Below are 19,967 nucleotides of genomic sequence, written 5' to 3' on the forward strand. Positions count from 1 at the left end.
TGCCATCACCTATCTAGCCCCAGCAGTACAAAGGACATGTCGCGGCAGATGCGGATGCTGCCGGGCGTCCTCACGGTCATTAGCTCCCCGTCCTTGCACATCCTGTAGACGGTCCTCAGGCTCACGTTGAAAGCCTCGGCCCATTCGTTGGGCGTTGCATACTCGGGGATCGTGGATGGGGTCACGCCCTTGGGCATTTCGATAATTGCCATTAGTCCTCCCCGGTCTCGTAGCTCGCGTCGGTCCAGTAGTTGCACCTGGCGAGCCCCTGCGTGCGGTGCACGAACTCCGGGCGCCGCCCGCACTCGTACTCGGTGCGCTCCACGCCGTGGACGGTGCGCAGCACCGTCGCGCAGCAGTGCAGACAGTTCTCACAGCGCTCCTCCCGGAGTCCGTCCGCATAGATGTCCGGCCTCTCGTTCCCCGTCATCTGTATCCCCTCTTCCCGTACCTTCCGTCGTTCACCATGTTCCTTACGTGGCGCCGCATGTCCTGCGCCGCCTGGTCTCCCTCGGGCGGCAGCTTCCGCCCGCTCGCGCACTCGACGCAGTGGACGCGCCAGCCGCCGCGGTAGCGCTCGAAGTGCCCGAACCCGGGAGGCGTCCACCTGCCGCACTCGCGGCAGTAGCCGCCGTAGACGTTCCTAGCCATTCCCCTGCTCCTTCCTGTAGACGTCGCTGGCCATTGATTCCGCGAGCTCGCGCATGTCGGTCACCTCGGCGCACTCCGCGCCGAAGAACATTCCGAGCTCGCCCCTCTTGTGCCTGTCGCACCGGTAGGCGCGGCAGATCTCGGGCCTCGCGGCGTAGACCGCGCACTCGCGCCCGTCCGTGAGGTAAGGGCACAGCAGGTCGTACTCCGCCCTGGGCTCGGCGGGCTCGATCCCGTTCCGGCGCACGTACAGCTCGAGGCGCACCCGGTCGAACGGGCTCACGGGCAGGAAGCGCGAGCAGCACTCGCCGCAGCCCCTGCAGTCGCCCGAGTACAGGTCGGTCACGTCGTCGCTCTGGAGCCCGGCGTGGATGGCCGCGGCGATGGCCTTCTCGTCATTCATCGGCCCGCCCTGCCGCTCCTGTCGGGCACGGCGGCCTCTTCTCGGCACGCTTGGCCACCTTCTTGTCGTAGATCTTCTTGAGGTCCCGGCGCATGAACCGGGTGAACTCCTCCTCGCCGACGTCGTCCGCCAGCGCCACATATCGCATCGCATCGTGGCACCATTCGTCGAAGTCGAGCAGCCTTCCGCTGAACGCGCTCTTGACGTCCGTGACCTCGGCGTATGTGAAGCGGGTCAGCATCTCCTCGCGCATGACCCTGTCCCCGAGCGCCTCGACGGGCGTCTTGGGCCGGCTGATGATCTGTCTGTAGCCGTTCGCCATCTTTGTCATGGCGTCGAGCTGCTTGGCCAGCTTGTTGTTCTCGGCCACGAGGCGCTCGTTGCGGCGCTGCTCGTAGTCGAGCTCGGCGAGCACGTACTGCTCGCAGTTGGTGATCTCCATCGTCATTTCACCTCTCGGATGATCTCGTTGCCGTATCGGTCGGTGATGGCCCAGTAGCCGAACATGTAGAGGTCGGGGCTGTGCGGCGGGTACTCCCTGAGCAGCGTGCCGGACCACCATGCCTCCTCGGCCGCCCCGGTGCGCCATACCCACTCGGCGTGCAGTCCGCCGTCGTGGAACTTCCCGTGGCACCCGGTCGTGCCGGAGCCGCACAGGGCGAACAGCGGGCTGCGCAGCTCCCACACCCCGTTTGGCGTGACGAGCCTGAACGTCTTCCCCCACGAGCGCCTCGCGACGTGGTGGCAGTTGCAGGCTCGCCGGCCGCACACAGCGCACCGGGCCTGCGTCGGCTCGTATGCCGCGCCGTGCGTGTACCTCGCCCCGAGGTGGGGCTTGCCGTACAGCTCGGCGCGCTCCTTGGACCAGCCCCTGAGGACTCCCGCGTCGACCGTCATCGGGGCCTCCCCTCGCACGCGGCGCGTGCGGCCAGCAGTCTCTGAGCGTCCTGGTACAGCCCGAACCGGTCCCTGCTAGCGGTCGTGCCCCGCGGGGCCTCGACCTTCGCCGGGTCGATGCCCGGGTGCTCGGACGCCCACCGGCGCTCCTGCTCGGCCAGCGCCTCCTCGGGCGTCCTCGTGGGCCTGAACGTGGCGGCCTCGACCTCCGAGGCGGTGGGCTTGCCGCGGCTGCGGGCCTCGGCGTCGAGCTCGCGCTGGCGGCGGTGCCACTGCCGGGCCTGCGGCTGCCAGTCCGAGATCGGCATGCCGTTGGACTTGCGCCAGCCCTGCGACGCGTAGAAGTCGAAGAAAGCCTGCGGGTCGCCGTTCAGGCAGTTGGCCCCGAAGTACGCGGCGACCTCCTCGGCGGTCGGCGGCTCGAAGCCCTCGGGCGCTGCGCACGCGTCCGCACTGCCCTGCACTGGGATGGCCTGGCTTGGTATGGACTGGTATGGATTGGTATATAAGGAGGGGTTTTCAGGTTCCGAAACCCCCGTTTCGGTAGTTTCCGAAACCCCGAAACCCCCGTTTCCGTTTTCCGAAACCCCCGTTTCCGAGGTTTCCGTATCCTCCGAAACCCCCGTTTCGCCCTTGGAGTCCTTGCGCGGTCTGCCGCCCTTGTTCTTGTTGCGGGCGGCGAGACTGTTGTCGATGTCCTCTCGCAGGCTCTCGAACACGGCGGAAAGCGCCCAGTCGGCGAACTCCGGCTCGACGCCGTTGGTGCCGTACTGGATGATGGCCCAGCACAGCTCCCCGCGCGGCCCATCCGGCACGCGCTCGAGGGCGGCGGTGAGCTTCGGGAACCACGTGAACTTGCTTGCCATCAGAACCACCCCCAAAGAAGCGAAGAGAAGAACAGGAAACCCGCGGAGAAGGAGGCGGCGAACAGGACCGCCTCCCAGTGGTCGCGGATGGTGTCGAGCAAGCGCCCCATCAGAACGGGATGTCCTCGTCGTACACGTCCAGCTGCTGCTGGGCGGGCTGCTGCGGTGCCGGCTGCGGCGCCGCCTGCGGGGCCTGCTGGTAGGCCTGCTGGGCGTTCCACTGCGGCGCGGGCTGCTGGGGCGCCGGATGCGGGGCGTACGCCTGCGGCGCGGGCTGCGGCGCCTGTCGGGGCGGGTACGCCTGCTGCTGGTATCCCTGCGGCGCGTACTGCTGCGGGGCCTGCTGGCCGTTGGGGTTCTGGCTCATGAGGACGACCTCGTCGGGGATGATCTCGACCTTCGAGCGCCTGCCGCCACCGTTCTTGTCCTCCCAGGAGCTGTAGCGCAGCTTCCCCTCGATGGCGACCTTCATGCCCTTGCGCAGGATGCGCGAGAGCGCCTCGGCGCGGTTGCCGAACATGGTGCAGTCGATGAAGTTCGGGTAGTCCTCCCACTCCCCCGTCTGCTGGTTGCGGCGGCGGTCGTTGACCGCGACGCCGAAGCCCAGCACCTGCGTGCCGCCCGGCGTGGCGCGCAGCTCGGGGTCTCGGGTCAAATTGCCCGACACGACCACTCTGTTGATGCTCATCTGTATGTCTCCTCTCCGCCGCTCGTCCATGTCCTCTGGATGTCGGCGTCCACTGTCCTGATTCGCAGCTTCAGCGCCATGATCGCCTCGCTCGATGCCTTGTAGAGGGCTTCGGCGCAGTCGCGCAGCTGCTTCTTCTCGGCTATCTCCTCGCGCCCCCGGCACAGGTCGCCGATGATGGTCACCGGCGTGCCCTTGGAGCGCTCCTCGAGGATGGCGATGCGCAGCGCCTTGCGGTAGTCCGCCTCGTTCTCGGCGTACTGCTGGCCGGTCCGCCTGAGCGTGTCCAGCTCCGCCATGAGGCGCTCGAACAGCTCCTCGCGCTGCGCGTACATGTCCTGCATGGCCTACAGGACGCGCCACGTCGGGGTGGCGCAGCAGCCGGGATGCTTCTTGAACTCCTCGTACTGCTCTTTCGACTCGAAGGTGTAGGCCGTGCCGCAGGCCTTGCACTTCGCCGTGAAGCCGCCGCTCTCGGGCGGTTCCTTCTTGGGCCTGTCCGACAGCGCGTCCGGGTCGCTCTGCCCGTCGATGGCGAACAGGCCGCACAGCGCGTACTTGCGCGCGTAGCTCGACGCCATGCCGGTCACCTGCGCGTCATCGGAGCCGCTCTTGTGCTCCGCCTCGCGGGCGTAGGCCTTGAACTCCTTCTTCTCGCCGTGCCCGTCCTCGAAGAACAGCGTGCACGTCGCCTCGACGTAGTAGCGGTCGCCCACCTTGCAGATGTTGTCGCTGAGCGTGAAGACCACGCCCGCTTCCTTGCAGGGCTCCTTGAGCGCGGCGACGATGTCCTCGAACGAGCGGTAGCTGAACTTCGCGAAGGCGTTGTAGCGAGCCTTGGGGACGGTCACGGAGCGCTGAACCTTGGCTATCGCCTGGGAGAGCGTCACCTTCTCGTCGGCCATCTAGCACACCCCCTTGCACCTGATGGTGCCGGTGATTCCGCGCTCGCGCAGCGCCGTGGCGAGCTGCTCCATCTGCAAGCGGGTAGCGGACGGGATCTCGACCGTCCACGCGCAGGACGGCTCGGGGCGCGCCGCGACGGCGGGTTCCGCCTGGCGCCTCGTCGCGGGGCGCGGCGCGGGCTTGGACTCGACCGCCTCGCGCATGGCGGCGATGCGGGCGTCCTCCTCGTCGGCGGCGCGGGCGGCGTTGAGCGCCGAGCCAAGGTCGAGCGTGCGGAACAGCTCTCGCTCGGCGACCTCGTAGTGGGCCATGGAGTCGCGCTGCGCCTTGAGCGTGTCCCAGTCGCGCGCGACGGCGGAGACCTTCTCCTCGAGGGCCTTCTTCGCCTTGACCTCGCCGAAGGACTTGTTGAGCCACTTGTCGTCGTGCAGGCGCTCGTAGGGCACGACCGGCGCGAGGAGTTCGGCGAACTCCCTGTAGTGGGCCTCGAGTGCGGCCCTCGCGCCCGCCTTGCGCCTCTCCTCCGCCTCGTCGAGCTGCGCCTTGATGCCGTCCGACGCGCCGTCGATGATGGACGTGATCTCCTTGCAGCGCTTCTCGAAGGCGGCGAGCGGCTTGTTGTACTCGCGCTTCACGGCCTTTCGGCGCTCCTCTATCTCGGACTTGAGCCCGTTGAGGTAGGAGCGGTCGTTCTTGGCCTCCTTGATCTTGTCGGCCTTGGTGAGGTCGTAGGTCGCGCCCTCATAGAGCTCGACGGTCTTGCGCACGCGCTTCTCGAGGGCGTCGAAGTTCGCCTCGATTGACGAGGGCGCGTAGGTCACGATGAGCGACGACGACTCCTGCTCCTCGACGACCTCCGCCACGACCTCCTCGGCCTTGCTCTCCCCTGCCATTACCTGACCTCCTCGTTGAGCATGTCGTTGTACTTCTTCTCGGTTATCGCCTCGTTGATGACGGCGGCGTGCTCGACGATCCACTTGGACAGCCTCTCGCGCGCGTCCACGAACTTGTCGAACGCCTCATCGGACTTCGTTATGACCGAGACCGTGAACATCACCTGCTCCTCCGTGGCGAGCTCGGCCAGCTCGGCGAGCATCCCCTTGTAGTCCGCCATCACTCGGTCACCTCCCCGTCGTGGCTCACGAACAGGATCTGGGGCTGCTTGCTCTGGATGGACAGCCAGACCTCCTCGCCGCTCTTGCGGATGGCGTCGAACGCCGCGCTGTCCTCCGTGTCGACCTCGAACTGCAGGACGGCGACGCCGCCCTTCACGGTGGCCTGCTTGAACTTGGCCTCGATCTCCACCGGTATGTTTGTGCTCTCCATTGCTATTCCTCCCTGCCTGCGCCCGCGAGCATCGCCGCGAACGTCTCCAACGTCATGGTCACGAACTGCTCGCCGGGGATGGCGGTGCCGCGGCGCTTCCAGACGACCACGCCGTAGTCGGCCCCGCGGTTCCTCCGCTCGGTCTCCGCCTCGCGCAGCCACTTGGGCAGCTCGTGCTTCCCCGCGTAGTCCTTGCACTCGATTGCGATGCCTCGCCCGGCCATCGACACGCCGCGGATGTCGCCCGTGTCCCTCGAGCCGGTCTTGACCTGCCTGTCGATGTCGGCCCCGAGCCTCCCGGCGAGGTAGTCGGCGACCAGGCGCTCGAACCTCGTGCCCGCGTCCTTGGCGGTCTTCCTGCTCCTACTCATCGACGAAACCGTCGCTCTTGGAGCGGTGCTTGTTGAATGCGTGCCTCAGGTGCGGGTAGCGCGCCTCCATGATGCGGGCGAGGCTCGGCGCGAGGCCGTTCTTCACACCGACGTGCAGCTCGTTGCGCACCATGTGGATGAGGTAGTTGATCGAGACGTGGCCCTTGCGGTTGAGGCGGGTGGCCTGCTCGACCATGAAGTCCCACGCCCGCGGGTGCTCGCCTATCCATGCGCGCGCGTCCGCCATGTCCTGCTCGCCGTCCGCGCCGAGGCCGAATATCTCGAGCTGGTTGCTCATCGGCTTCTGGCGGTATCTCTCGTCGTTACGCATTGACGGCCCCCGCAGCGCATGCGGCCTTGGCAGCCTGGACCGCGCCGTCCATCGTCGGGAGGACGAAGACGGTCAGGACCGCCGCGAACAGGACCGCGGCGGCGATGAAGCCGACCATGGCCCCCGCCCTGAACGCATCGGAGTCGAGCTGCTCGCGGACGGTCGGTCGGTATGGCTTGGGTGCTATGATGGTCTGAGCCTCATGTCTGGGGCTGTTTCGGCGAGTGCTCACAAGTTGGTAGCTGGGGGCGCTCGCTTCTTTGTATGTGTACATCTTGTGTTCCCTTCTGATGTTTCCGCAGGTCAGGGCTAGGGTGCTTTTTAGGGTCTTTATTTTTGGGACTTTTTCGCGCGGCTCTTGGCGCTGTAGCACCTCTGCCGCTCGCGGTCGTTCCGCTTGGACCTCGCAGCCTCCTCGCGCATCGCGCTGGCCTGCTCCCTGAGGTCTGCCACGTGGCCCTCCTTCGTGCACTCCGCGCACCAGCCGTTCGCCTTATTCAGCGGCTTGAACGTCATGCGCCCGCACTTCGGGCACATCCAGCGCTGCCGGAGCGATATGCCGCACTTCCTCGCCTGGAGCTTCACGGCCTCGGTAGTCCGTCCGAGCGCCTTGGCTATCTCCTTGGCGCCGTCGCCGGCGTGTTCCTTCAGGTACCGGATCTCACGTGTCGACCATTGCCTCACTGTCTCTTGCTCCCCTCCTTCCTCTCCCATTCCCGGTACGCCGCCCGAAGCGTCGAGCACATGGTGTCGAGCGCTATCTCGCGCGGGGTCTTGGGCTTACTTTCGCTAGGGCGCGAGTCGGCAGACTTCATCACTGCTCACCTCGATAGCCTTTGCGAGCTTTCGTGCCTCTGTGATGGTGATGTCAGACTCGCCGCATACCTTCTTGTTGAAAGTGACGAGCGATACCCCGACAGCGTCGGCAAGACTCTGCTTAGTAATGTTCAGCTCCGCAACTCGGGCCGCCACCAGTCCTTGAAGGCTGTTCATCCGTACCTCCTTCCTAATCTGCATTAGGTACATTGGATACAGTAACCTAATGCACATTAGGAATCAATAGAATGTTGAAGTTTTCCTAATTTCTGTTAGGATTTATTCGTACAGTCTTTAGATGGAGAGGAGCTACAAATGCAGCTCTCACGCGCATTGATTGACTATCTTGGCGAGCGCGGCATGAAGCAGGCCGACGTTTGCAGGGCTTCGGGGTTATCCGACGCCCACGTCTCCCAGATTTTCAGTGGGAAGATAAAAGATCCCAAGGCAAGCATTGTTTACAAGATCGCGCACGCGATGGGTATCACGGTCGACGAGCTACTCGAGCGCGCGGAATCATACGAGGACGGTGAATAGCTTTATGGGACTTTTTAAAAAGTCAATGAGCAAAACGGCGGCAAAGGCTCAGCAGGGAGCTGGACAGCCGCCAATGGACGTGCCGTTCGCCCTCTGGGCGCTAGCGAGTGATTGCCTATACACCCACAGCTATACGGCATTTGAATACGCATTGTCCACTCACCAGCCATTCGTACCGTTTTCGGTCAAACTTAAGCGGCAAACGAAGAAGAACATGCCACCGCATTGGGAAGTTGAGGATGGAGCCGCCGTAATACTAGGCGAGGACGGTACCTTGCTTGGCACTATAAGCGCGAAGAAAATGGAGGAGCACGACTTCATGTTCAATCGGACATACCGGGCTTTCTCTATGCCACCGTGCCGCGATTACGCACGCGGCTTCACCATTAGCGACAGTTACAGCATTTGCGTCGCACCTTATGGCGCATATATATAAAAAGAGCCCCGTCGGCAGCGCTGGTACCGCTATAGCCGACGGGGCATCCAACCGCCCAAGCATCTTTGCAAACTCACAACTTGAGGGGGCTTCTACATTATGCCAAAGAAGGCAGTGATATACGCGAGATTCTCGTGCAACAGGCAGCGCGAGGCCTCGATCGAGGACCAGCTGCGCGTCTGCCGCGAGTGGTGCGCACGCGAGGGCTACGAGGTCGCGGCGGAGTACTGCGACCGCGCCGTGTCGGGGCGCACCGACGACCGCCCCGAGTTCCAGCGGATGATAGCCAACGCCGGCGAGAGCGAGATCGTCCTCGTCTACATGATGGACCGCTTCAGCCGCGGCGAGTACGACGCGCCGATATACAAGCGCGAGCTCGCCACGCACGGCGTCAAGCTGGTCTCGGCACTCGAGGCGATACCGGACAGCCCGGAGGGCATCATCTACGAGAAGCTGCTCGAGGGGCTCGCCGCCTGCGAGTCGAGGAAGACCGCCATCAGGACCAAGCGCGGAATGGAGGGCAATGCCCTCAAGTGCAAGACCAACGGCGTGCGCATCTTCGGATACCGCAGGAACGAGGACGACGAGTACGAGGTCGACGAGGCGCAGGCGGCGTGGGTGCGCGAGGCCTTCGCGCTGAGGCTTGAGCGCATGTCCATGAACGCGATAGCGCGCGAGTTCGCTCGGCGCGGTCTCAGGACGCGCAAGGGCAACCCATGCGGCCAGGCGATGGTGCAGCAGATGCTGCGCGACCGCAGGTACACGGGAAGGTACGAGTGGGGAGGCATCGTCCGCGAGGGCGGGATGCCGGCGATAGTGGACGAGGTGACGTTCATGGAGGTCCAGGGAATCAAGTGCCGCAAGCAGCGCTCGAGCGAGAACTGGGGCGACTTCGCCCTCGCGGGGACGGCACTGTGCGCGGAATGCGGCAGGAACCTGCAGGGCGTGAGCGGCAGGGGCCGCAACAACGTGAAGTACGAGTACTACAGCTGCCCGGGGTCGTGCGTCCGCAACATCAGGCGCGAGGAGCTCGAGGGCTCCATAGCCTCGGCGCTGCGCGGGCTGCTCGGCGACCGCGGCGAGGCGCTGCAGATAGCCAACATGGTAGCGGAGCGCGCGGACACGGCCGAGGTGCGGGCTCGCCGCAGGCAGGCCGAGGACTCGCTCAGGGCCGCGGAGAGGGGCCTGAGGAACATCCTCAACGCCATCGAGCAGGGCGTGATAGCGCCGGGCGTGAACGAGCGCATAGCCGAGCTGGAAGAGCAGCAGGCGCGCGCGAGGTACGACCTCGAGGCCATCACGGACGAGCGGATAGACCCGCAGCGCTTCGCCGACTTCCTGCAGTGCGGGACGGCGCTCGACGACGCGACGCTGCTGAAGGCGTTTGTGTGGCAGGCTGTCGTCTCGGAGGACGAGATACTGGTCACGCTGAACTACGACAAAAAGGGCGAACCCGCCAGATTGGACATCCAGCGGGTTCGAGCAAAATTGGAATGGTGCCCCATGTTGGATTCGAACCAACGGCCTTCTGCTCCGGAGGCAGACGCTCTAATCCCCTGAGCTAATAGGGCCAACGTTTGGCATTATACCCAAGTGCGCCACGGGCTATCAAAATAAAAGAAAAAGCTTTGCAATTCCGAGGAAGACGCGGTGCAACGGCCCACTTTAGAAGGCAAAAGCGAGTCAGATAGTATAAACTCTCATGCACCATATATACACGGCTCGCGATGCGGGCCGTTTTTGCAAGGGTTATCCATCTAGGTGAGAGGCACACCATGATTGCAATTTTAAAGCAGAGCGCCAGCGACGAGGCCGTCAGCCATATCGTCAGCTGGATTGAGAAAAAGGGCCTGAAGACCGATGTCTCGCGCGGCGAGAACGAGACGATCATCGGCCTGGTGGGCGATACGACCAAGATCGACCCGTTCCTGCTCGAGTCCATGGATGTCGTCGAGCGCGTGCAGCGCGTCTCCGAGCCGTTCAAGCGCGCCAACCGCAAGTTCCACCCCGAGGACTCCGTCATCGACTGCGGCCATGGCGTCAAGATCGGCGGCGACCAGTTCCAGGTCATCGCCGGCCCCTGCTCCGTCGAGGGCGAGAACCTCATCCGCATCGCACGCCGCGTGAAGGCCGCCGGCGCCACGATGCTGCGCGGTGGCGCCTACAAGCCCCGCACCTCCCCCTACGCCTACCAGGGCATGGGCCCCGCCGGCCTCGACCTGCTGTGCGAGGCGTCTGCCGAGCTCGACATGCCGATCGTCACCGAGATCATGGACCCGCGCGACGTGCAGGTCTTCTTGGACAAGAAGATTGACGTCATGCAGATCGGCGCCCGCAACGCCCAGAACTTCCCCCTGCTCAAGGAGGTCGGCAAGACCCAGACCCCGATCCTGCTCAAGCGCGGCATGTCCGGCACGATCGATGAGCTGCTTATGGCCGCCGAGTACATCATGAGCGAGGGCAACGACAACGTCATCCTGTGCGAGCGCGGCATCCGCACCTTCGAGACCCGCACCCGCAACACCTTCGACCTCAACGCCGTGCCGGTGCTGCACCACTTGTCGCACCTGCCTGTCGTTGCCGACCCCAGCCACGCCACCGGCTACACCCGCTACGTAGAACCCATGGCACTCGCCGCGACCGCCTGCGGTGCCAACGGCCTGGAGATCGAGGTCCACGACGAGCCGAGCCGTGCCTGGTCCGACGGCGCCCAGGCCCTCACCCCCGATCAGTTCGACGACACCATGCGCCGCATCCGAGCCATCCGCGAGGTTGTCTGCCAAGAGACCATGGAGTAGCCCATGGGTACGGTGAGAAACGCGCGCGTTAACCAGGGCGGCCCCAAGTGCGCCGGTATCGTCGGCCTTGGCCTCATCGGCGGTAGCTTTGCCCGCGGCTATGCGCAGGCGGGCGTCCGCGTGCTGGCCTGGGACCCCGATGATGATGTCATGACGGCCGCCAGCATGGGCACTGTCGCCGGAGAGCTCAACGACGAGACACTCGGCGAATGCGACATCATCGTCCTTGCCTGCTACCCCGAGGCCTGCATCGAGTGGCTCGAGGCGCATGCCCAGGCCCTCGCCGACGCCACCGACACCGAGGCCATCATGGGTCCCGTGGTGATCGACACGGTGGGCGTCAAGGGCATCGTGTGCGAGCGCGCCTTTGAGCTTGCCCGCGAGCACGGCTTTTACTTTGTGGGTGCGCACCCCATGGCGGGCACGCAGTACTCGGGCTACGCTCACTCCCGTGCCGACCTGTTCCAGGGCGCCCCGCTGGTGCTCGTACCGCCCGCGGTGGACGATGCGCTCAAGCTGGAGCTTTTGGGCCAGGTGCGCGAGATGGTGCGCCCCTTGGGCTTTGGCAAGTTCAGCGTGACCAGCGCCGCCGAACACGACCGCGTCATCGCCTTCACGAGCCAGCTTGCGCACGTGGTATCCAACGCCTACGTCAAGAGCCCCACCGCCCAGGTCCACCACGGCTTTTCGGCCGGAAGCTACCGCGATCTCACCCGTGTGGCGCACCTCAATCCTCAGATGTGGTCCGAGCTTATGATCGACGACGCCGATGCGCTCGCCTTCGAGATCGACCATCTTATCGAATCGCTCGGCGCCTACAGCCGCGCCCTTAAGGACCGCGACCAGCGCTATCTGGAGAATCTCCTTGCCGAGGGCGACCGCATCAAGCGCGCGCTCGACGACGAGGCCTCCCACTAGACCACCTATCACGCCAGGTCGAAAGGACCGAAGCTTATGGCGATTACCATCGATATCGACACTGCACACCCCTACCAAGTGCATGTTGGCACGTTTTTGCTGGAGCAGGCGGGACCGCTCGTTCGCGCCACTGCCGGCGGCACCAAGGCCGTCATCGTGACGGACACCAACGTGGGCCCGCTCTACCAGATGCCCGTTAAGCAGAGCCTGGAGGCGTCAGGCTACGAGGCGAGCATCTGCACCTTCGAGGCCGGCGAGGCCCATAAGCGCGCCGAAACCTATGTTGCCATTTTGGAGTTTGTGGCCGAGCACGAGCTTTCGCGCTCCGACGTGATCGTGGCACTCGGCGGCGGCGTCGTGGGCGACGTGGCGGGCTTTGTGGCCGCCACCTACATGCGCGGCTGCAAGTTTGTGCAGATCCCGACGAGCCTGCTCGCCATGGTTGATTCGTCGGTGGGCGGCAAGACGGCCATCGACCTGGCTGCTGGCAAGAACTTGGCCGGCGCCTTTTGGCAGCCGAGCGTGGTTATCGCCGACGTGGGGTGCCTGGCCACCCTCACGCCCGAGCAGTTCGCCGACGGCTGCGGCGAGGTCGTCAAGCACGCCGTGATCGCCGACCCGGAGCTTTTCGCCGAGCTGGAGAAGACCCCGCTCACGCTGGAGCTGCTCAACCGCGATGTGGCCCGCGTAGCACTCATCATCGCCCGCAACATCGACATCAAGCGCGCCGTGGTCGTTGCCGACGAGCGCGAGACCAACCAACGCAAGCTGCTCAACTTTGGACACAGCGCCGGACACGCCGTCGAGGCCTGCGAGCACTTTGAGCTCGGGCACGGCAACTGCGTGTCGATCGGCATGGGCATCATCACGCGCGCCGCAGCCCTGCACGGCGTCTGCGATGCCGCACTGCCCGGTCGTATTGAGGAGCTCTGCGCCCGCCACGGCCTCAAGACCCGCTGCGAGCTTTCCGCCGATGCCGTCTTTGCCGAGGCGCTCCACGACAAGAAGCGCGCGGGCGACACCATCGACCTGGTGATTCCGCACGGCATTGGCCGCTGCAGCATCGACCGCACGCCGCTTTCCACTTTCCACGAACTCATTGCCGAGGGCCTCGGCCAGAAGGGAGACGCATCCGCATGCTAGCCCGCATCACCCCGTCCCCGCTTAAGGGCACCGTTCCTGCCATCGCGTCCAAGTCGATGGCGCATCGCCTGATCATCTGCGCTGCACTTGCCAACGGCGAGACACACGTCACCTGCAACACCACCTGCGCCGACATCGAGGCCACGGTGCGTTGCCTTACGGCCCTGGGCGCTCGCATCGAGACCGTCGAGGACGGCTTCCAGGTCCACCCCACTATGAAGAGTATTGAGTTTGGCCTGCTCAAAGCACTTGCCGGCGGCACGCTCGACTGCGGCGAGAGTGGCTCCACGCTGCGCTTTATGTTGCCCGTCGCCTGCGCGCTGGGCGCAGAAGCAACTTTTGTGGGTCAGGGACGCTTAGGCGCCCGCCCGCTGTCCCCGCTCTCGGACGAGATTATCGCCGCCGGCTGCGACCTGCAGGGCCTGGGCGGTTTTCCGCTCAAGACGAGCGGACGCATGCGCCCGGGCACCTTTGTGCTGCCGGGCAACGTGAGCTCCCAGTACATCTCGGGCCTGCTGCTGGCAGCCCCGTTACTCGCCCAGCCCTCCTGTGTGCAGGTGACCGGCCTCATCGAGAGCCGCCCCTACATTAACCTGACCATCCAGGCCATGAAGGCCTTTGGCGTCGAGGTCAACGTCGAGCGTATTCCCGCCAGGGACGGCCAGCCCGAGGTCACGAACTTCCGCGTGAGCAGTGGCTCGTATCGCACGCCCGGCAACGTGGCCGTCGAGGGCGACTGGTCCAACGCTGCCTTTTGGCTGTGTGCCGGCGCCATCGGCACCGACCCCATCACCGTCGAAGGTGTGTCCCTGAGCTCCGCGCAGGGCGACCGCAACGTGCTTGCCGCGCTTTCGCGCTTTGGCGCCCGCATCGTGCGCTCCACCAACGCCGCCACCGTGCAGTCCGACAAGCTTGCCGGCTTTGAGATGAGTGCCCACGACATTCCCGACCTGGTGCCCGTTATCTCGGCCGTGGCCTCGCTGGCACAGGGCCGCACGTTCATCCGTGACTGTGCGCGCCTGCGCATCAAGGAATCTGACCGTCTGGTCACCACCACCCGCGAGCTCACCGCGCTGGGCGCACAGGTGCGCATCGCCGGTGACGACCTCATCATCAAGGGCGTCGATGCCCTTACCGGCGGCGAGGTCGATTCGCACAACGACCACCGCATCGCCATGATGGCCGCCATCGCCGCGAGCCGCGCCACCGGCGAGGTCGTGATCCACGGCGCCGAGGCCGTCAACAAGTCCTATCCCGATTTCTTCGACCACTACCGCCTGCTGGGCGGCAAGGTCACGCTCGAGGAGGAATAGCATGTCCTCAACCTTTGGCAACGTTTTACATCTGAGCATTTTCGGCCAGTCGCACTCCCCTGCTATCGGCTGCTCACTCGATGGCATTCCCGCCGGTATTGCCATTGACCAGGAGCAGCTGCAGGCCTTTTTGGACCGTCGCGCCCCCGGCCGCGACGAGACCGCGACCAAACGCCGCGAGGCCGACGCCGCTCACATCATCGCCGGTATTGTCGATGGACATACCACCGGCGCGCCCATCGCCGCGATTATCGAGAACACCAACACGCGCTCCAAGGATTACTCCGAGCTGCGCCGCAAGCCCCGTCCCGGACATGCGGACTTCCCTGCGCGCGTGAAGTACCACAACATGCACGATGTCGCTGGTGGCGGGCATTTCTCCGGCCGCCTAACGGCCCCCTTATGCATCGCCGGCGGCATTGCGCTGCAGGCACTCGAGGCCCGCGGTATTCAGGTCATGGCGCACGTCGCGCAGATCGGCGGCATCTCCGACCTACCCATGGACGACATGGTCTATCGCGAGACCGACCGCAAGGCGATCCTTATGAACGACCTGCCCTGCATTGACGCCGCCGCTGCCGGTCGCATGCGCGAGGAGATTCTGGCCGCGCGCGATGAACTCGACAGCGTCGGCGGCATCGTCGAGTGCGGCATTTACGGGCTTCCCGCGGGCATCGGCGACCCCATGTTCGACGGCATCGAGAACCGCATCGCGCAAATCGCGTTTGGCATTCCCGCCGTAAAGGGCGTGGAGTTTGGCATGGGCTTTGCCGTGGCCGCCATGCGCGGCAGCGAGAACAACGACCCGTATCGCATCGATGCAGAGTCGGGCGAGATCGAGGTTGAATCCAACAACGCCGGCGGCATCCTGGGCGGCATCTCCACCGGCGCGCCCGTCATGTGGCGCATGGCCGTAAAGCCGACGCCCTCGATTGGCCGCGAGCAGCAGACCGTAGACATGGACGCCATGGAAAATGCCGAGCTCTCGGTCCACGGTCGTCACGATCCCTGCATCGTCCCCCGAGCCGTCCCCGTAGCCGAAGCAGCCGCGGCGCTCGCCATCTGGGACGCCCTCCTCGAGGACGCCGCCCAGCTCTAAAAATCTCTGGGGGCCAACTCCGGCCCCCACGCCCACCCAGTGATTTTTCTGGGACGGGGATTAAAAAATCATTGTGTACCTAATGATTTTTTAATCCCCGTCCCAGAAAAATCACCGACACGTGAAAGGGGTCCCTATGGACCTTGCTGACATCCGCCAGGCCATCGATGGCATCGACACCACGCTCCTCAACAGCTTTGTCGAGCGTATGGACATTGCCACCGAGGTCGCCAAATCAAAGATCGAGATGGGCAAGGCCGTCTTCGACCCCGCCCGCGAGCGCTCCAAACTCAACAACCTCGCCAGTCGCGCGCCCGAGCGCTACGAGGCCCAAACCATCACCCTGTTCCGCCTCCTCATGAGCATGAGCAAGGCCGAGCAGCAGCGCTACATCAACGAGCTCAAGGGCATCACCGTCTCGCAAAAGGCCCACGCCACGGCTGCAGCCTCCGACACGCCCTTCCCTCAAACTGCCACCGTTGCCTGCCAGGGCGTGGAAGGTGCCTATAGCCAGATAGCCGCGTGCAAGCTCTTCGACGTGCCCGATATTGCGTTCTTTGAGACCTTTGAGGGCGTCATGCGAGCCGTGCGCGACGGGTTCTGCGAGTTTGGCGTGCTGCCCATCGAGAACTCAACTGCCGGATCGGTCAACGCCGTCTACGACCTGCTCGCCCAGTTCGATTTCCACATCGTGCGCTCGCTGCGACTCAAAATCGACCACAACTTGCTCGTCAAGCCCGGCACCAAGCTCGCCGACGTGTGCGAGGTCTACAGCCACGGCCAAGCCATTGCCCAGTGCGCCGGCTTTATCGAGAACCACGGCCTGCGCGCCACCAAGTACCCCAACACGGCCATGTCGGCTGAGATGGTCGCCAACTCCGAACGCACCGATGTTGCCGCCATCGCATCGCGCAGCTGTGCCACGCTGTATGGCCTCGAGGTGTTGGAGCCCAATATCCAAGACTCGGACAACAACTACACGCGCTTTGTCGTCATCAGCCGCGAGCCGCGCGTCTACCCCGGCGCCAACCGCACCTCGCTCATGATTACCACGGCCAACGAGCCGGGCGCACTCTATCGCGTACTCGAGCGCTTCTACGCGCTCAATATCAACCTCATCAAGCTCGAGAGCCGCCCCATCCCCGGCCGCGACTTTGAATTTATGTTCTACTTTGATCTGGACTGCCCCTTTGGCAGCAAGGCCCTCGACGACCTGCTCGATTCTATCGACGACATGTGCGAGAGCTTCACCTACTTTGGCAGCTACACGGAGGTGCTCTAGATGACCGATACCGCCGCAACCCGCCCCTACGGAGTGTTGGGCCGCGTGCTGGGCCACAGCTACACCCCGACCATCTACAAAGAGCTCGCGGGGGTTGAGTACGTGCGTTTTGAGCGCGAGCCTGAGGACCTCGCGGCCTTTATGACGGGCGACGAGTGGGAGGGCACCAACGTGACCATCCCCTACAAGCGCGCCGTCATGGAGTATCTGGACGAGCTGAGCCCGCTCGCCGAGCGCATGGGCAACGTCAATACCATCACGCGCCTGCCCGACGGCCGCCTGCGCGGCGATAATACTGACTACTTCGGTTTTCAGTGCCTTGTCGAGGAGCTGGGGGTTGAGGTCGCCGGCAAGAAGGCTCTCGTGCTCGGAGCCACTGGTGGCGCCGGCACCACGGCAAGTATGGTGCTGGGAGACCTGGGCGCCATCGTCGTGCCCGTGGGCCGCACGAGCGAGGTCAACTACGAAAACATCGCGCAGCAGTCCGACGCGGCGCTGCTCGTCAACTGCACGCCCGCCGGCATGTTCCCCCACTGCCCCGACGCTCCCTGCAAGCTCGAAGGACTCGATGCGCTCGAGGGCGTCATCGACATTGTCTACAACCCCGCTCGCACGGGACTCATGCTCGAGGCCGAGCGTCGCGGCATCCCCCGTATCGGTGGTCTGCTCATGCTTGTGGCACAGGCGGCACAGGCCGTTGAGCGCTATACCGGCCAAGTCACCCCGCGCAAGCGCATCTTGAACGTAACGGAGCGTCTGTCCCGCCGCGAGCAAAACATTGCCCTGATCGGCATGCCGGGTTCGGGCAAGACCCGCGTGGGCGAGCAGATCGCCCTGCTCACGGGTCGCGAGCACATCGACCTCGATCGCGCCCTCGAGGAGCGCCTGGGCATGCCCTGCGCCGACTTTATCGTCAAGTGCGGCGAGGCGGCCTTCCGTGAGCAGGAGACGGCAGCGCTGGCCAACATCTCCAAGCGCAGCGGCTTGGTGCTCTCCACCGGCGGCGGCGTGGTTACGCGCGACGAGAACTACCCTCTGCTGCACCAAAACAGCCAGATCGTGATGCTCAACCGCAAGCTCGACGAGCTCGCCCACAAGGGCCGCCCCATCACCGCGCGCGACGGCATCGACAAGCTGGCCGAGCAGCGTATGCCGCGCTACCGCGCCTGGGCCGACTACATCATCGACTCACGCGACTGCGCCGCCAACACCGCCCATGCCCTCCTCGACACCCTCCCACCCGCTCTCTAACCAAAACCACCACAAAGGGGACAGGCTCCTTTGCGGTGGTTTTTCAACCGCAAAGGAAGCAACCATGAAAGCACTCGTCATTAACGGCCCCAACCTCAACATGCTCGGCATTCGCGAGCCAGGCATCTACGGCAGCGACAACTACGACCGCTTAGTGCAGATCTGCCAGGAGGCAGGCGCCGCACAGGGCTTCGACGAGGTCGAGGTCTTCCAGTCTAACCACGAGGGCAGCATCGTCGACAAGATCCAGGAGGCCTACGGCAAGGTCGACGGCATCGTCATCAACCCGGCGGCCTACACGCACACGAGCGTGGCGATCCTCGACGCACTCAAGGCCGTCGCCATCCCTACCGTCGAGGTCCACATCAGCGCCGTCGAGACCCGCGAGGACTTCCGCCAGGTGAGCTATGCACGCCTAGCCTGCTTCGCCACCATCACCGGCGAGGGCCTGAAGGGCTACGCACACGCGCTAGAGCTGTTGAAAGAGCATCTGCTACACTAATCCCTGGGACAAAGACATCAGATATGTTTGTCCCTAAACTAAAGTAACTGTCCAATCGACATACAAAGGAGCATATCCATGTCCCAGTACGATTACCTCGTCGTCGGTGCCGGCCTTTCGGGCGCCGTCTTCGCCAATGCCGCCAAGCGCGCCGGCAAGTCGGTCCTGGTCATCGACCGCCGCGACCACATCGCCGGCAACGTCTACACCGAGGACGTCGAGGGCATCCAAGTCCACCGCTACGGCGCGCACATCTTCCACACCTCCATGAAGGACGTCTGGGGCTACGTCAACCGCTTCGCCGAGTTCAACAACTACGTCAACTCGCCGGTAGCCAACTTCCACGGCAACATGTACAACATGCCCTTCAACATGAACACCTTCGCCAAGATGTGGCCGGGCGTCGTCACGCCGGCAGATGCCAAGGCCAAGATTGCCGAGCAGGTGGCCGCCGAGAACATCGGAGAGCCGACAAACCTCGAGGAACAGGCGCTGTCGCTCGTCGGCCGCGACATCTTCGAGACGCTCGTGAAGGGCTACACCGAGAAGCAGTGGGGCCGCGACTGCAAGGACCTGCCCGCGAGCATCATAAAGCGCCTCCCCTGCCGCTTCACCTACGATAACAACTACTTCAACGACCGCTACCAGGGCATCCCCATGGGCGGCTACACCAAGATGGTCGCCAACATGCTCGAGGGCGTCGAGGTGCGCTGCGGCGTGGAGTACAAGGAGCTGGCCGCCGCCGAGCCCGATATCGCCGCCAGGACGATCTACTGCGGCCCCATCGACTCGTTCTACGACTTTAAGCTGGGCACACTCGAGTACCGCAGCCTGCGCTTTGAGACCGAGACGCTCGACGAGCAGGACCACCAGGGCGTGGCCGTGGTCAACTACACCGAGCGCGAGATCCCCTACACGCGCATCATCGAGCACAAGCACTTTGAGTTCGGCACGCAGGAGAAAACCGTCATCACGCGCGAGTACCCCGCGGACTGGAAGCCCGGCGACGAGCCCTACTACCCCATCAATGACTCCAAGAACGAGGCCCTCTACAAGCAGTACGAGGAGCTGGCGGCGCAGGAGGGCGACGTGATCTTTGCCGGTCGCCTGGGCGGCTACAAGTACTTCGACATGGACAAGGCCATCGCCGCCGCCTTCGAGCTCGTCCGCAACGAGCTTGGTGTGGAGCCGACGGAGGCGTAGGGAGCTCAACGACTCGAGACCGACAACCAAATTCGCAAGAAGCAATAAGCCCGGTGCAGCGATGTGAACTGCCTCCCATTTCTTGGACATGAGAAATGGGAGGCTTTCTTTATGCGCGTTGATTTGAGGGTGAAGCATGATGCCGAGGCCAGGAAGGCGGCCATAGGGCTCTTCGAGCTCGGGCACGGGTATAAATCTGCCGCGATTGCCCTTTCGCTTCCCGCGGAAGC

General features: G+C 64.3%; 28 protein-coding genes and 1 tRNA gene. 10 read left to right on the forward strand and 19 right to left on the reverse strand.

Annotation, left to right across the window (positions count from 1 at the left end; all coding sequences use genetic code 11):
- Positions 1 to 5: 5 nt before the first annotated feature.
- The 18 genes from AAAX35_RS04755 to AAAX35_RS04840 form a co-directional block, all read right to left on the reverse strand.
- Complete coding sequence (locus AAAX35_RS04755; RefSeq protein WP_217107448.1) at positions 6 to 212, reverse strand: helix-turn-helix domain-containing protein; 207 nt, start codon at positions 210 to 212, stop codon at positions 6 to 8.
- On the reverse strand, positions 212 to 430 hold the full coding sequence (locus AAAX35_RS04760) for a hypothetical protein (protein ID WP_217107447.1): 219 nt from the start codon (positions 428 to 430) through the stop codon (positions 212 to 214). The genes AAAX35_RS04755 and AAAX35_RS04760 overlap by 1 nt, the downstream gene beginning before the upstream one ends.
- Positions 427 to 651: a hypothetical protein gene (locus tag AAAX35_RS04765; protein ID WP_161160813.1), complete on the reverse strand. Its 225-nt coding sequence runs from the start codon at positions 649 to 651 to the stop codon at positions 427 to 429. The genes AAAX35_RS04760 and AAAX35_RS04765 overlap by 4 nt, the downstream gene beginning before the upstream one ends.
- A complete protein-coding gene (locus AAAX35_RS04770) occupies positions 644 to 1,054 on the reverse strand; it encodes a YkgJ family cysteine cluster protein (RefSeq protein WP_271738011.1) in 411 nt (136 codons plus the stop codon). The genes AAAX35_RS04765 and AAAX35_RS04770 overlap by 8 nt, the downstream gene beginning before the upstream one ends.
- A complete protein-coding gene (locus tag AAAX35_RS04775) occupies positions 1,047 to 1,502 on the reverse strand; it encodes a hypothetical protein (protein ID WP_349116903.1) in 456 nt (151 codons plus the stop codon). The genes AAAX35_RS04770 and AAAX35_RS04775 overlap by 8 nt, the downstream gene beginning before the upstream one ends.
- Positions 1,499 to 1,951 (reverse strand): hypothetical protein, encoded by a 453-nt coding sequence (locus tag AAAX35_RS04780; protein ID WP_349116904.1) that lies wholly within the window; start codon positions 1,949 to 1,951, stop codon positions 1,499 to 1,501. Before AAAX35_RS04780 ends, AAAX35_RS04775 begins: the two co-directional genes overlap by 4 nt.
- Positions 1,948 to 2,817 (reverse strand): DUF6291 domain-containing protein, encoded by an 870-nt coding sequence (locus AAAX35_RS04785; protein ID WP_349116905.1) that lies wholly within the window; start codon positions 2,815 to 2,817, stop codon positions 1,948 to 1,950. Before AAAX35_RS04785 ends, AAAX35_RS04780 begins: the two co-directional genes overlap by 4 nt.
- 109 nt (positions 2,818 to 2,926) lie before the next feature.
- A complete protein-coding gene (gene ssb / locus AAAX35_RS04790) occupies positions 2,927 to 3,505 on the reverse strand; it encodes a single-stranded DNA-binding protein (protein ID WP_349116906.1) in 579 nt (192 codons plus the stop codon).
- The gene (locus AAAX35_RS04795; protein WP_349116907.1) at positions 3,502 to 3,849 is read right to left on the reverse strand and encodes a hypothetical protein; all 348 of its coding nucleotides are present in this window, start codon (positions 3,847 to 3,849) and stop codon (positions 3,502 to 3,504) included. The genes ssb and AAAX35_RS04795 overlap by 4 nt, the downstream gene beginning before the upstream one ends.
- 3 nt (positions 3,850 to 3,852) lie before the next feature.
- Positions 3,853 to 4,395 (reverse strand): ERF family protein, encoded by a 543-nt coding sequence (locus AAAX35_RS04800; protein WP_349116908.1) that lies wholly within the window; start codon positions 4,393 to 4,395, stop codon positions 3,853 to 3,855.
- Between the two features lie 15 nt (positions 4,396 to 4,410).
- Positions 4,411 to 5,304, reverse strand: coding sequence for a DUF1351 domain-containing protein (locus tag AAAX35_RS04805; RefSeq protein ID WP_349116909.1), 894 nt, complete (start codon positions 5,302 to 5,304; stop codon positions 4,411 to 4,413).
- A complete protein-coding gene (locus AAAX35_RS04810) occupies positions 5,304 to 5,525 on the reverse strand; it encodes a hypothetical protein (protein ID WP_349116910.1) in 222 nt (73 codons plus the stop codon). The genes AAAX35_RS04805 and AAAX35_RS04810 overlap by 1 nt, the downstream gene beginning before the upstream one ends.
- Positions 5,525 to 5,737, reverse strand: coding sequence for a hypothetical protein (locus AAAX35_RS04815; protein ID WP_161160804.1), 213 nt, complete (start codon positions 5,735 to 5,737; stop codon positions 5,525 to 5,527). The genes AAAX35_RS04810 and AAAX35_RS04815 overlap by 1 nt, the downstream gene beginning before the upstream one ends.
- 2 nt (positions 5,738 to 5,739) lie before the next feature.
- Positions 5,740 to 6,108 (reverse strand): hypothetical protein, encoded by a 369-nt coding sequence (locus AAAX35_RS04820; protein ID WP_349116911.1) that lies wholly within the window; start codon positions 6,106 to 6,108, stop codon positions 5,740 to 5,742.
- Positions 6,101 to 6,439, reverse strand: coding sequence for a hypothetical protein (locus AAAX35_RS04825; protein ID WP_349116912.1), 339 nt, complete (start codon positions 6,437 to 6,439; stop codon positions 6,101 to 6,103). The genes AAAX35_RS04820 and AAAX35_RS04825 overlap by 8 nt, the downstream gene beginning before the upstream one ends.
- On the reverse strand, positions 6,432 to 6,713 hold the full coding sequence (locus AAAX35_RS04830) for a hypothetical protein (RefSeq protein WP_349116913.1): 282 nt from the start codon (positions 6,711 to 6,713) through the stop codon (positions 6,432 to 6,434). The genes AAAX35_RS04825 and AAAX35_RS04830 overlap by 8 nt, the downstream gene beginning before the upstream one ends.
- A 56-nt stretch (positions 6,714 to 6,769) precedes the next feature.
- The gene (locus AAAX35_RS04835; protein WP_226802965.1) at positions 6,770 to 7,153 is read right to left on the reverse strand and encodes a hypothetical protein; all 384 of its coding nucleotides are present in this window, start codon (positions 7,151 to 7,153) and stop codon (positions 6,770 to 6,772) included.
- A gap of 75 nt (positions 7,154 to 7,228) precedes the next feature.
- The gene (locus tag AAAX35_RS04840) at positions 7,229 to 7,432 is read right to left on the reverse strand and encodes a helix-turn-helix transcriptional regulator (RefSeq protein WP_118205811.1); all 204 of its coding nucleotides are present in this window, start codon (positions 7,430 to 7,432) and stop codon (positions 7,229 to 7,231) included.
- A gap of 138 nt (positions 7,433 to 7,570) precedes the next feature.
- Here AAAX35_RS04840 and AAAX35_RS04845 point away from each other — a divergent pair, with 138 nt between their 5' ends.
- Positions 7,571 to 7,792: a helix-turn-helix transcriptional regulator gene (locus AAAX35_RS04845; RefSeq protein ID WP_118205812.1), complete on the forward strand. Its 222-nt coding sequence runs from the start codon at positions 7,571 to 7,573 to the stop codon at positions 7,790 to 7,792.
- A gap of 1,930 nt (positions 7,793 to 9,722) precedes the next feature.
- Here AAAX35_RS04845 and AAAX35_RS04850 read toward each other — a convergent pair.
- Positions 9,723 to 9,799 (reverse strand) — tRNA-Arg (locus tag AAAX35_RS04850).
- Positions 9,800 to 10,003: 204 nt separating this feature from the next.
- Here AAAX35_RS04850 and aroF point away from each other — a divergent pair.
- The 9 genes from aroF to glf all read left to right on the forward strand — a co-directional run bounded on the left by aroF (position 10,004) and on the right by glf (position 19,737).
- Positions 10,004 to 11,026: a 3-deoxy-7-phosphoheptulonate synthase gene (gene aroF, locus AAAX35_RS04855; protein WP_022094767.1), complete on the forward strand. Its 1,023-nt coding sequence runs from the start codon at positions 10,004 to 10,006 to the stop codon at positions 11,024 to 11,026.
- Positions 11,027 to 11,029: 3 nt separating this feature from the next.
- Positions 11,030 to 11,944, forward strand: a complete 915-nt coding sequence (locus tag AAAX35_RS04860) for a prephenate dehydrogenase/arogenate dehydrogenase family protein (RefSeq protein WP_117583253.1) — start codon at positions 11,030 to 11,032, stop codon at positions 11,942 to 11,944.
- Positions 11,945 to 11,980: 36 nt separating this feature from the next.
- Complete coding sequence (gene aroB / locus AAAX35_RS04865) at positions 11,981 to 13,087, forward strand: 3-dehydroquinate synthase (RefSeq protein WP_349116915.1); 1,107 nt, start codon at positions 11,981 to 11,983, stop codon at positions 13,085 to 13,087.
- A complete protein-coding gene (gene aroA, locus AAAX35_RS04870; protein ID WP_349116916.1) occupies positions 13,081 to 14,400 on the forward strand; it encodes a 3-phosphoshikimate 1-carboxyvinyltransferase in 1,320 nt (439 codons plus the stop codon). Before aroB ends, aroA begins: the two co-directional genes overlap by 7 nt.
- A 1-nt stretch (position 14,401) precedes the next feature.
- The gene (gene aroC, locus AAAX35_RS04875) at positions 14,402 to 15,499 is read left to right on the forward strand and encodes a chorismate synthase (RefSeq protein WP_349116918.1); all 1,098 of its coding nucleotides are present in this window, start codon (positions 14,402 to 14,404) and stop codon (positions 15,497 to 15,499) included.
- Positions 15,500 to 15,635: 136 nt separating this feature from the next.
- Positions 15,636 to 16,781 (forward strand): prephenate dehydratase, encoded by a 1,146-nt coding sequence (gene pheA / locus AAAX35_RS04880; protein ID WP_349116919.1) that lies wholly within the window; start codon positions 15,636 to 15,638, stop codon positions 16,779 to 16,781.
- Positions 16,782 to 18,032 (forward strand): shikimate kinase, encoded by a 1,251-nt coding sequence (locus AAAX35_RS04885; RefSeq protein ID WP_349116920.1) that lies wholly within the window; start codon positions 16,782 to 16,784, stop codon positions 18,030 to 18,032.
- A gap of 64 nt (positions 18,033 to 18,096) precedes the next feature.
- Positions 18,097 to 18,534 carry a type II 3-dehydroquinate dehydratase gene (gene aroQ, locus AAAX35_RS04890; protein ID WP_349116921.1) on the forward strand — a complete coding sequence of 146 codons (438 nt, stop codon included), beginning with the start codon at positions 18,097 to 18,099 and terminating at the stop codon, positions 18,532 to 18,534.
- Between the two features lie 78 nt (positions 18,535 to 18,612).
- Positions 18,613 to 19,737, forward strand: a complete 1,125-nt coding sequence (gene glf / locus AAAX35_RS04895) for a UDP-galactopyranose mutase (protein ID WP_349116922.1) — start codon at positions 18,613 to 18,615, stop codon at positions 19,735 to 19,737.
- The last annotated feature ends 230 nt before the right edge of the window (positions 19,738 to 19,967 follow it).

The sequence above is a fragment of the Collinsella sp. CLA-ER-H11 genome, from assembly GCF_040092445.1.
GTDB lineage: Bacteria > Actinomycetota > Coriobacteriia > Coriobacteriales > Coriobacteriaceae > Collinsella.

What these genes read in the sequence shown, in the direction of transcription:
- AAAX35_RS04755 (WP_217107448.1), bottom strand. Translation starts at nt 212, where the DNA reads ATGGCAATTATCGAAATGCCCAAGGGCGTGACCCCATCCACGATCCCC.
- AAAX35_RS04845 (WP_118205812.1), top strand. Translation starts at nt 7,571, where the DNA reads ATGCAGCTCTCACGCGCATTGATTGACTATCTTGGCGAGCGCGGCATG.
- AAAX35_RS04860 (WP_117583253.1), top strand. Translation starts at nt 11,030, where the DNA reads ATGGGTACGGTGAGAAACGCGCGCGTTAACCAGGGCGGCCCCAAGTGC.
- aroB (WP_349116915.1), top strand. Translation starts at nt 11,981, where the DNA reads ATGGCGATTACCATCGATATCGACACTGCACACCCCTACCAAGTGCAT.
- AAAX35_RS04770 (WP_271738011.1), bottom strand. Translation starts at nt 1,054, where the DNA reads ATGAATGACGAGAAGGCCATCGCCGCGGCCATCCACGCCGGGCTCCAG.
- aroC (WP_349116918.1), top strand. Translation starts at nt 14,402, where the DNA reads ATGTCCTCAACCTTTGGCAACGTTTTACATCTGAGCATTTTCGGCCAG.
- AAAX35_RS04785 (WP_349116905.1), bottom strand. Translation starts at nt 2,817, where the DNA reads ATGGCAAGCAAGTTCACGTGGTTCCCGAAGCTCACCGCCGCCCTCGAG.
- AAAX35_RS04840 (WP_118205811.1), bottom strand. Translation starts at nt 7,432, where the DNA reads ATGAACAGCCTTCAAGGACTGGTGGCGGCCCGAGTTGCGGAGCTGAAC.
- AAAX35_RS04760 (WP_217107447.1), bottom strand. Translation starts at nt 430, where the DNA reads ATGACGGGGAACGAGAGGCCGGACATCTATGCGGACGGACTCCGGGAG.
- pheA (WP_349116919.1), top strand. Translation starts at nt 15,636, where the DNA reads ATGGACCTTGCTGACATCCGCCAGGCCATCGATGGCATCGACACCACG.
- AAAX35_RS04775 (WP_349116903.1), bottom strand. Translation starts at nt 1,502, where the DNA reads ATGACGATGGAGATCACCAACTGCGAGCAGTACGTGCTCGCCGAGCTC.
- ssb (WP_349116906.1), bottom strand. Translation starts at nt 3,505, where the DNA reads ATGAGCATCAACAGAGTGGTCGTGTCGGGCAATTTGACCCGAGACCCC.
- AAAX35_RS04780 (WP_349116904.1), bottom strand. Translation starts at nt 1,951, where the DNA reads ATGACGGTCGACGCGGGAGTCCTCAGGGGCTGGTCCAAGGAGCGCGCC.
- glf (WP_349116922.1), top strand. Translation starts at nt 18,613, where the DNA reads ATGTCCCAGTACGATTACCTCGTCGTCGGTGCCGGCCTTTCGGGCGCC.
- AAAX35_RS04825 (WP_349116912.1), bottom strand. Translation starts at nt 6,439, where the DNA reads ATGCGTAACGACGAGAGATACCGCCAGAAGCCGATGAGCAACCAGCTC.
- AAAX35_RS04805 (WP_349116909.1), bottom strand. Translation starts at nt 5,304, where the DNA reads ATGGCAGGGGAGAGCAAGGCCGAGGAGGTCGTGGCGGAGGTCGTCGAG.
- AAAX35_RS04765 (WP_161160813.1), bottom strand. Translation starts at nt 651, where the DNA reads ATGGCTAGGAACGTCTACGGCGGCTACTGCCGCGAGTGCGGCAGGTGG.
- AAAX35_RS04885 (WP_349116920.1), top strand. Translation starts at nt 16,782, where the DNA reads ATGACCGATACCGCCGCAACCCGCCCCTACGGAGTGTTGGGCCGCGTG.
- AAAX35_RS04810 (WP_349116910.1), bottom strand. Translation starts at nt 5,525, where the DNA reads ATGGCGGACTACAAGGGGATGCTCGCCGAGCTGGCCGAGCTCGCCACG.
- aroQ (WP_349116921.1), top strand. Translation starts at nt 18,097, where the DNA reads ATGAAAGCACTCGTCATTAACGGCCCCAACCTCAACATGCTCGGCATT.
- AAAX35_RS04835 (WP_226802965.1), bottom strand. Translation starts at nt 7,153, where the DNA reads ATGGGAGAGGAAGGAGGGGAGCAAGAGACAGTGAGGCAATGGTCGACA.
- aroA (WP_349116916.1), top strand. Translation starts at nt 13,081, where the DNA reads ATGCTAGCCCGCATCACCCCGTCCCCGCTTAAGGGCACCGTTCCTGCC.
- AAAX35_RS04820 (WP_349116911.1), bottom strand. Translation starts at nt 6,108, where the DNA reads ATGAGTAGGAGCAGGAAGACCGCCAAGGACGCGGGCACGAGGTTCGAG.
- AAAX35_RS04815 (WP_161160804.1), bottom strand. Translation starts at nt 5,737, where the DNA reads ATGGAGAGCACAAACATACCGGTGGAGATCGAGGCCAAGTTCAAGCAG.
- AAAX35_RS04830 (WP_349116913.1), bottom strand. Translation starts at nt 6,713, where the DNA reads ATGTACACATACAAAGAAGCGAGCGCCCCCAGCTACCAACTTGTGAGC.
- AAAX35_RS04795 (WP_349116907.1), bottom strand. Translation starts at nt 3,849, where the DNA reads ATGCAGGACATGTACGCGCAGCGCGAGGAGCTGTTCGAGCGCCTCATG.
- aroF (WP_022094767.1), top strand. Translation starts at nt 10,004, where the DNA reads ATGATTGCAATTTTAAAGCAGAGCGCCAGCGACGAGGCCGTCAGCCAT.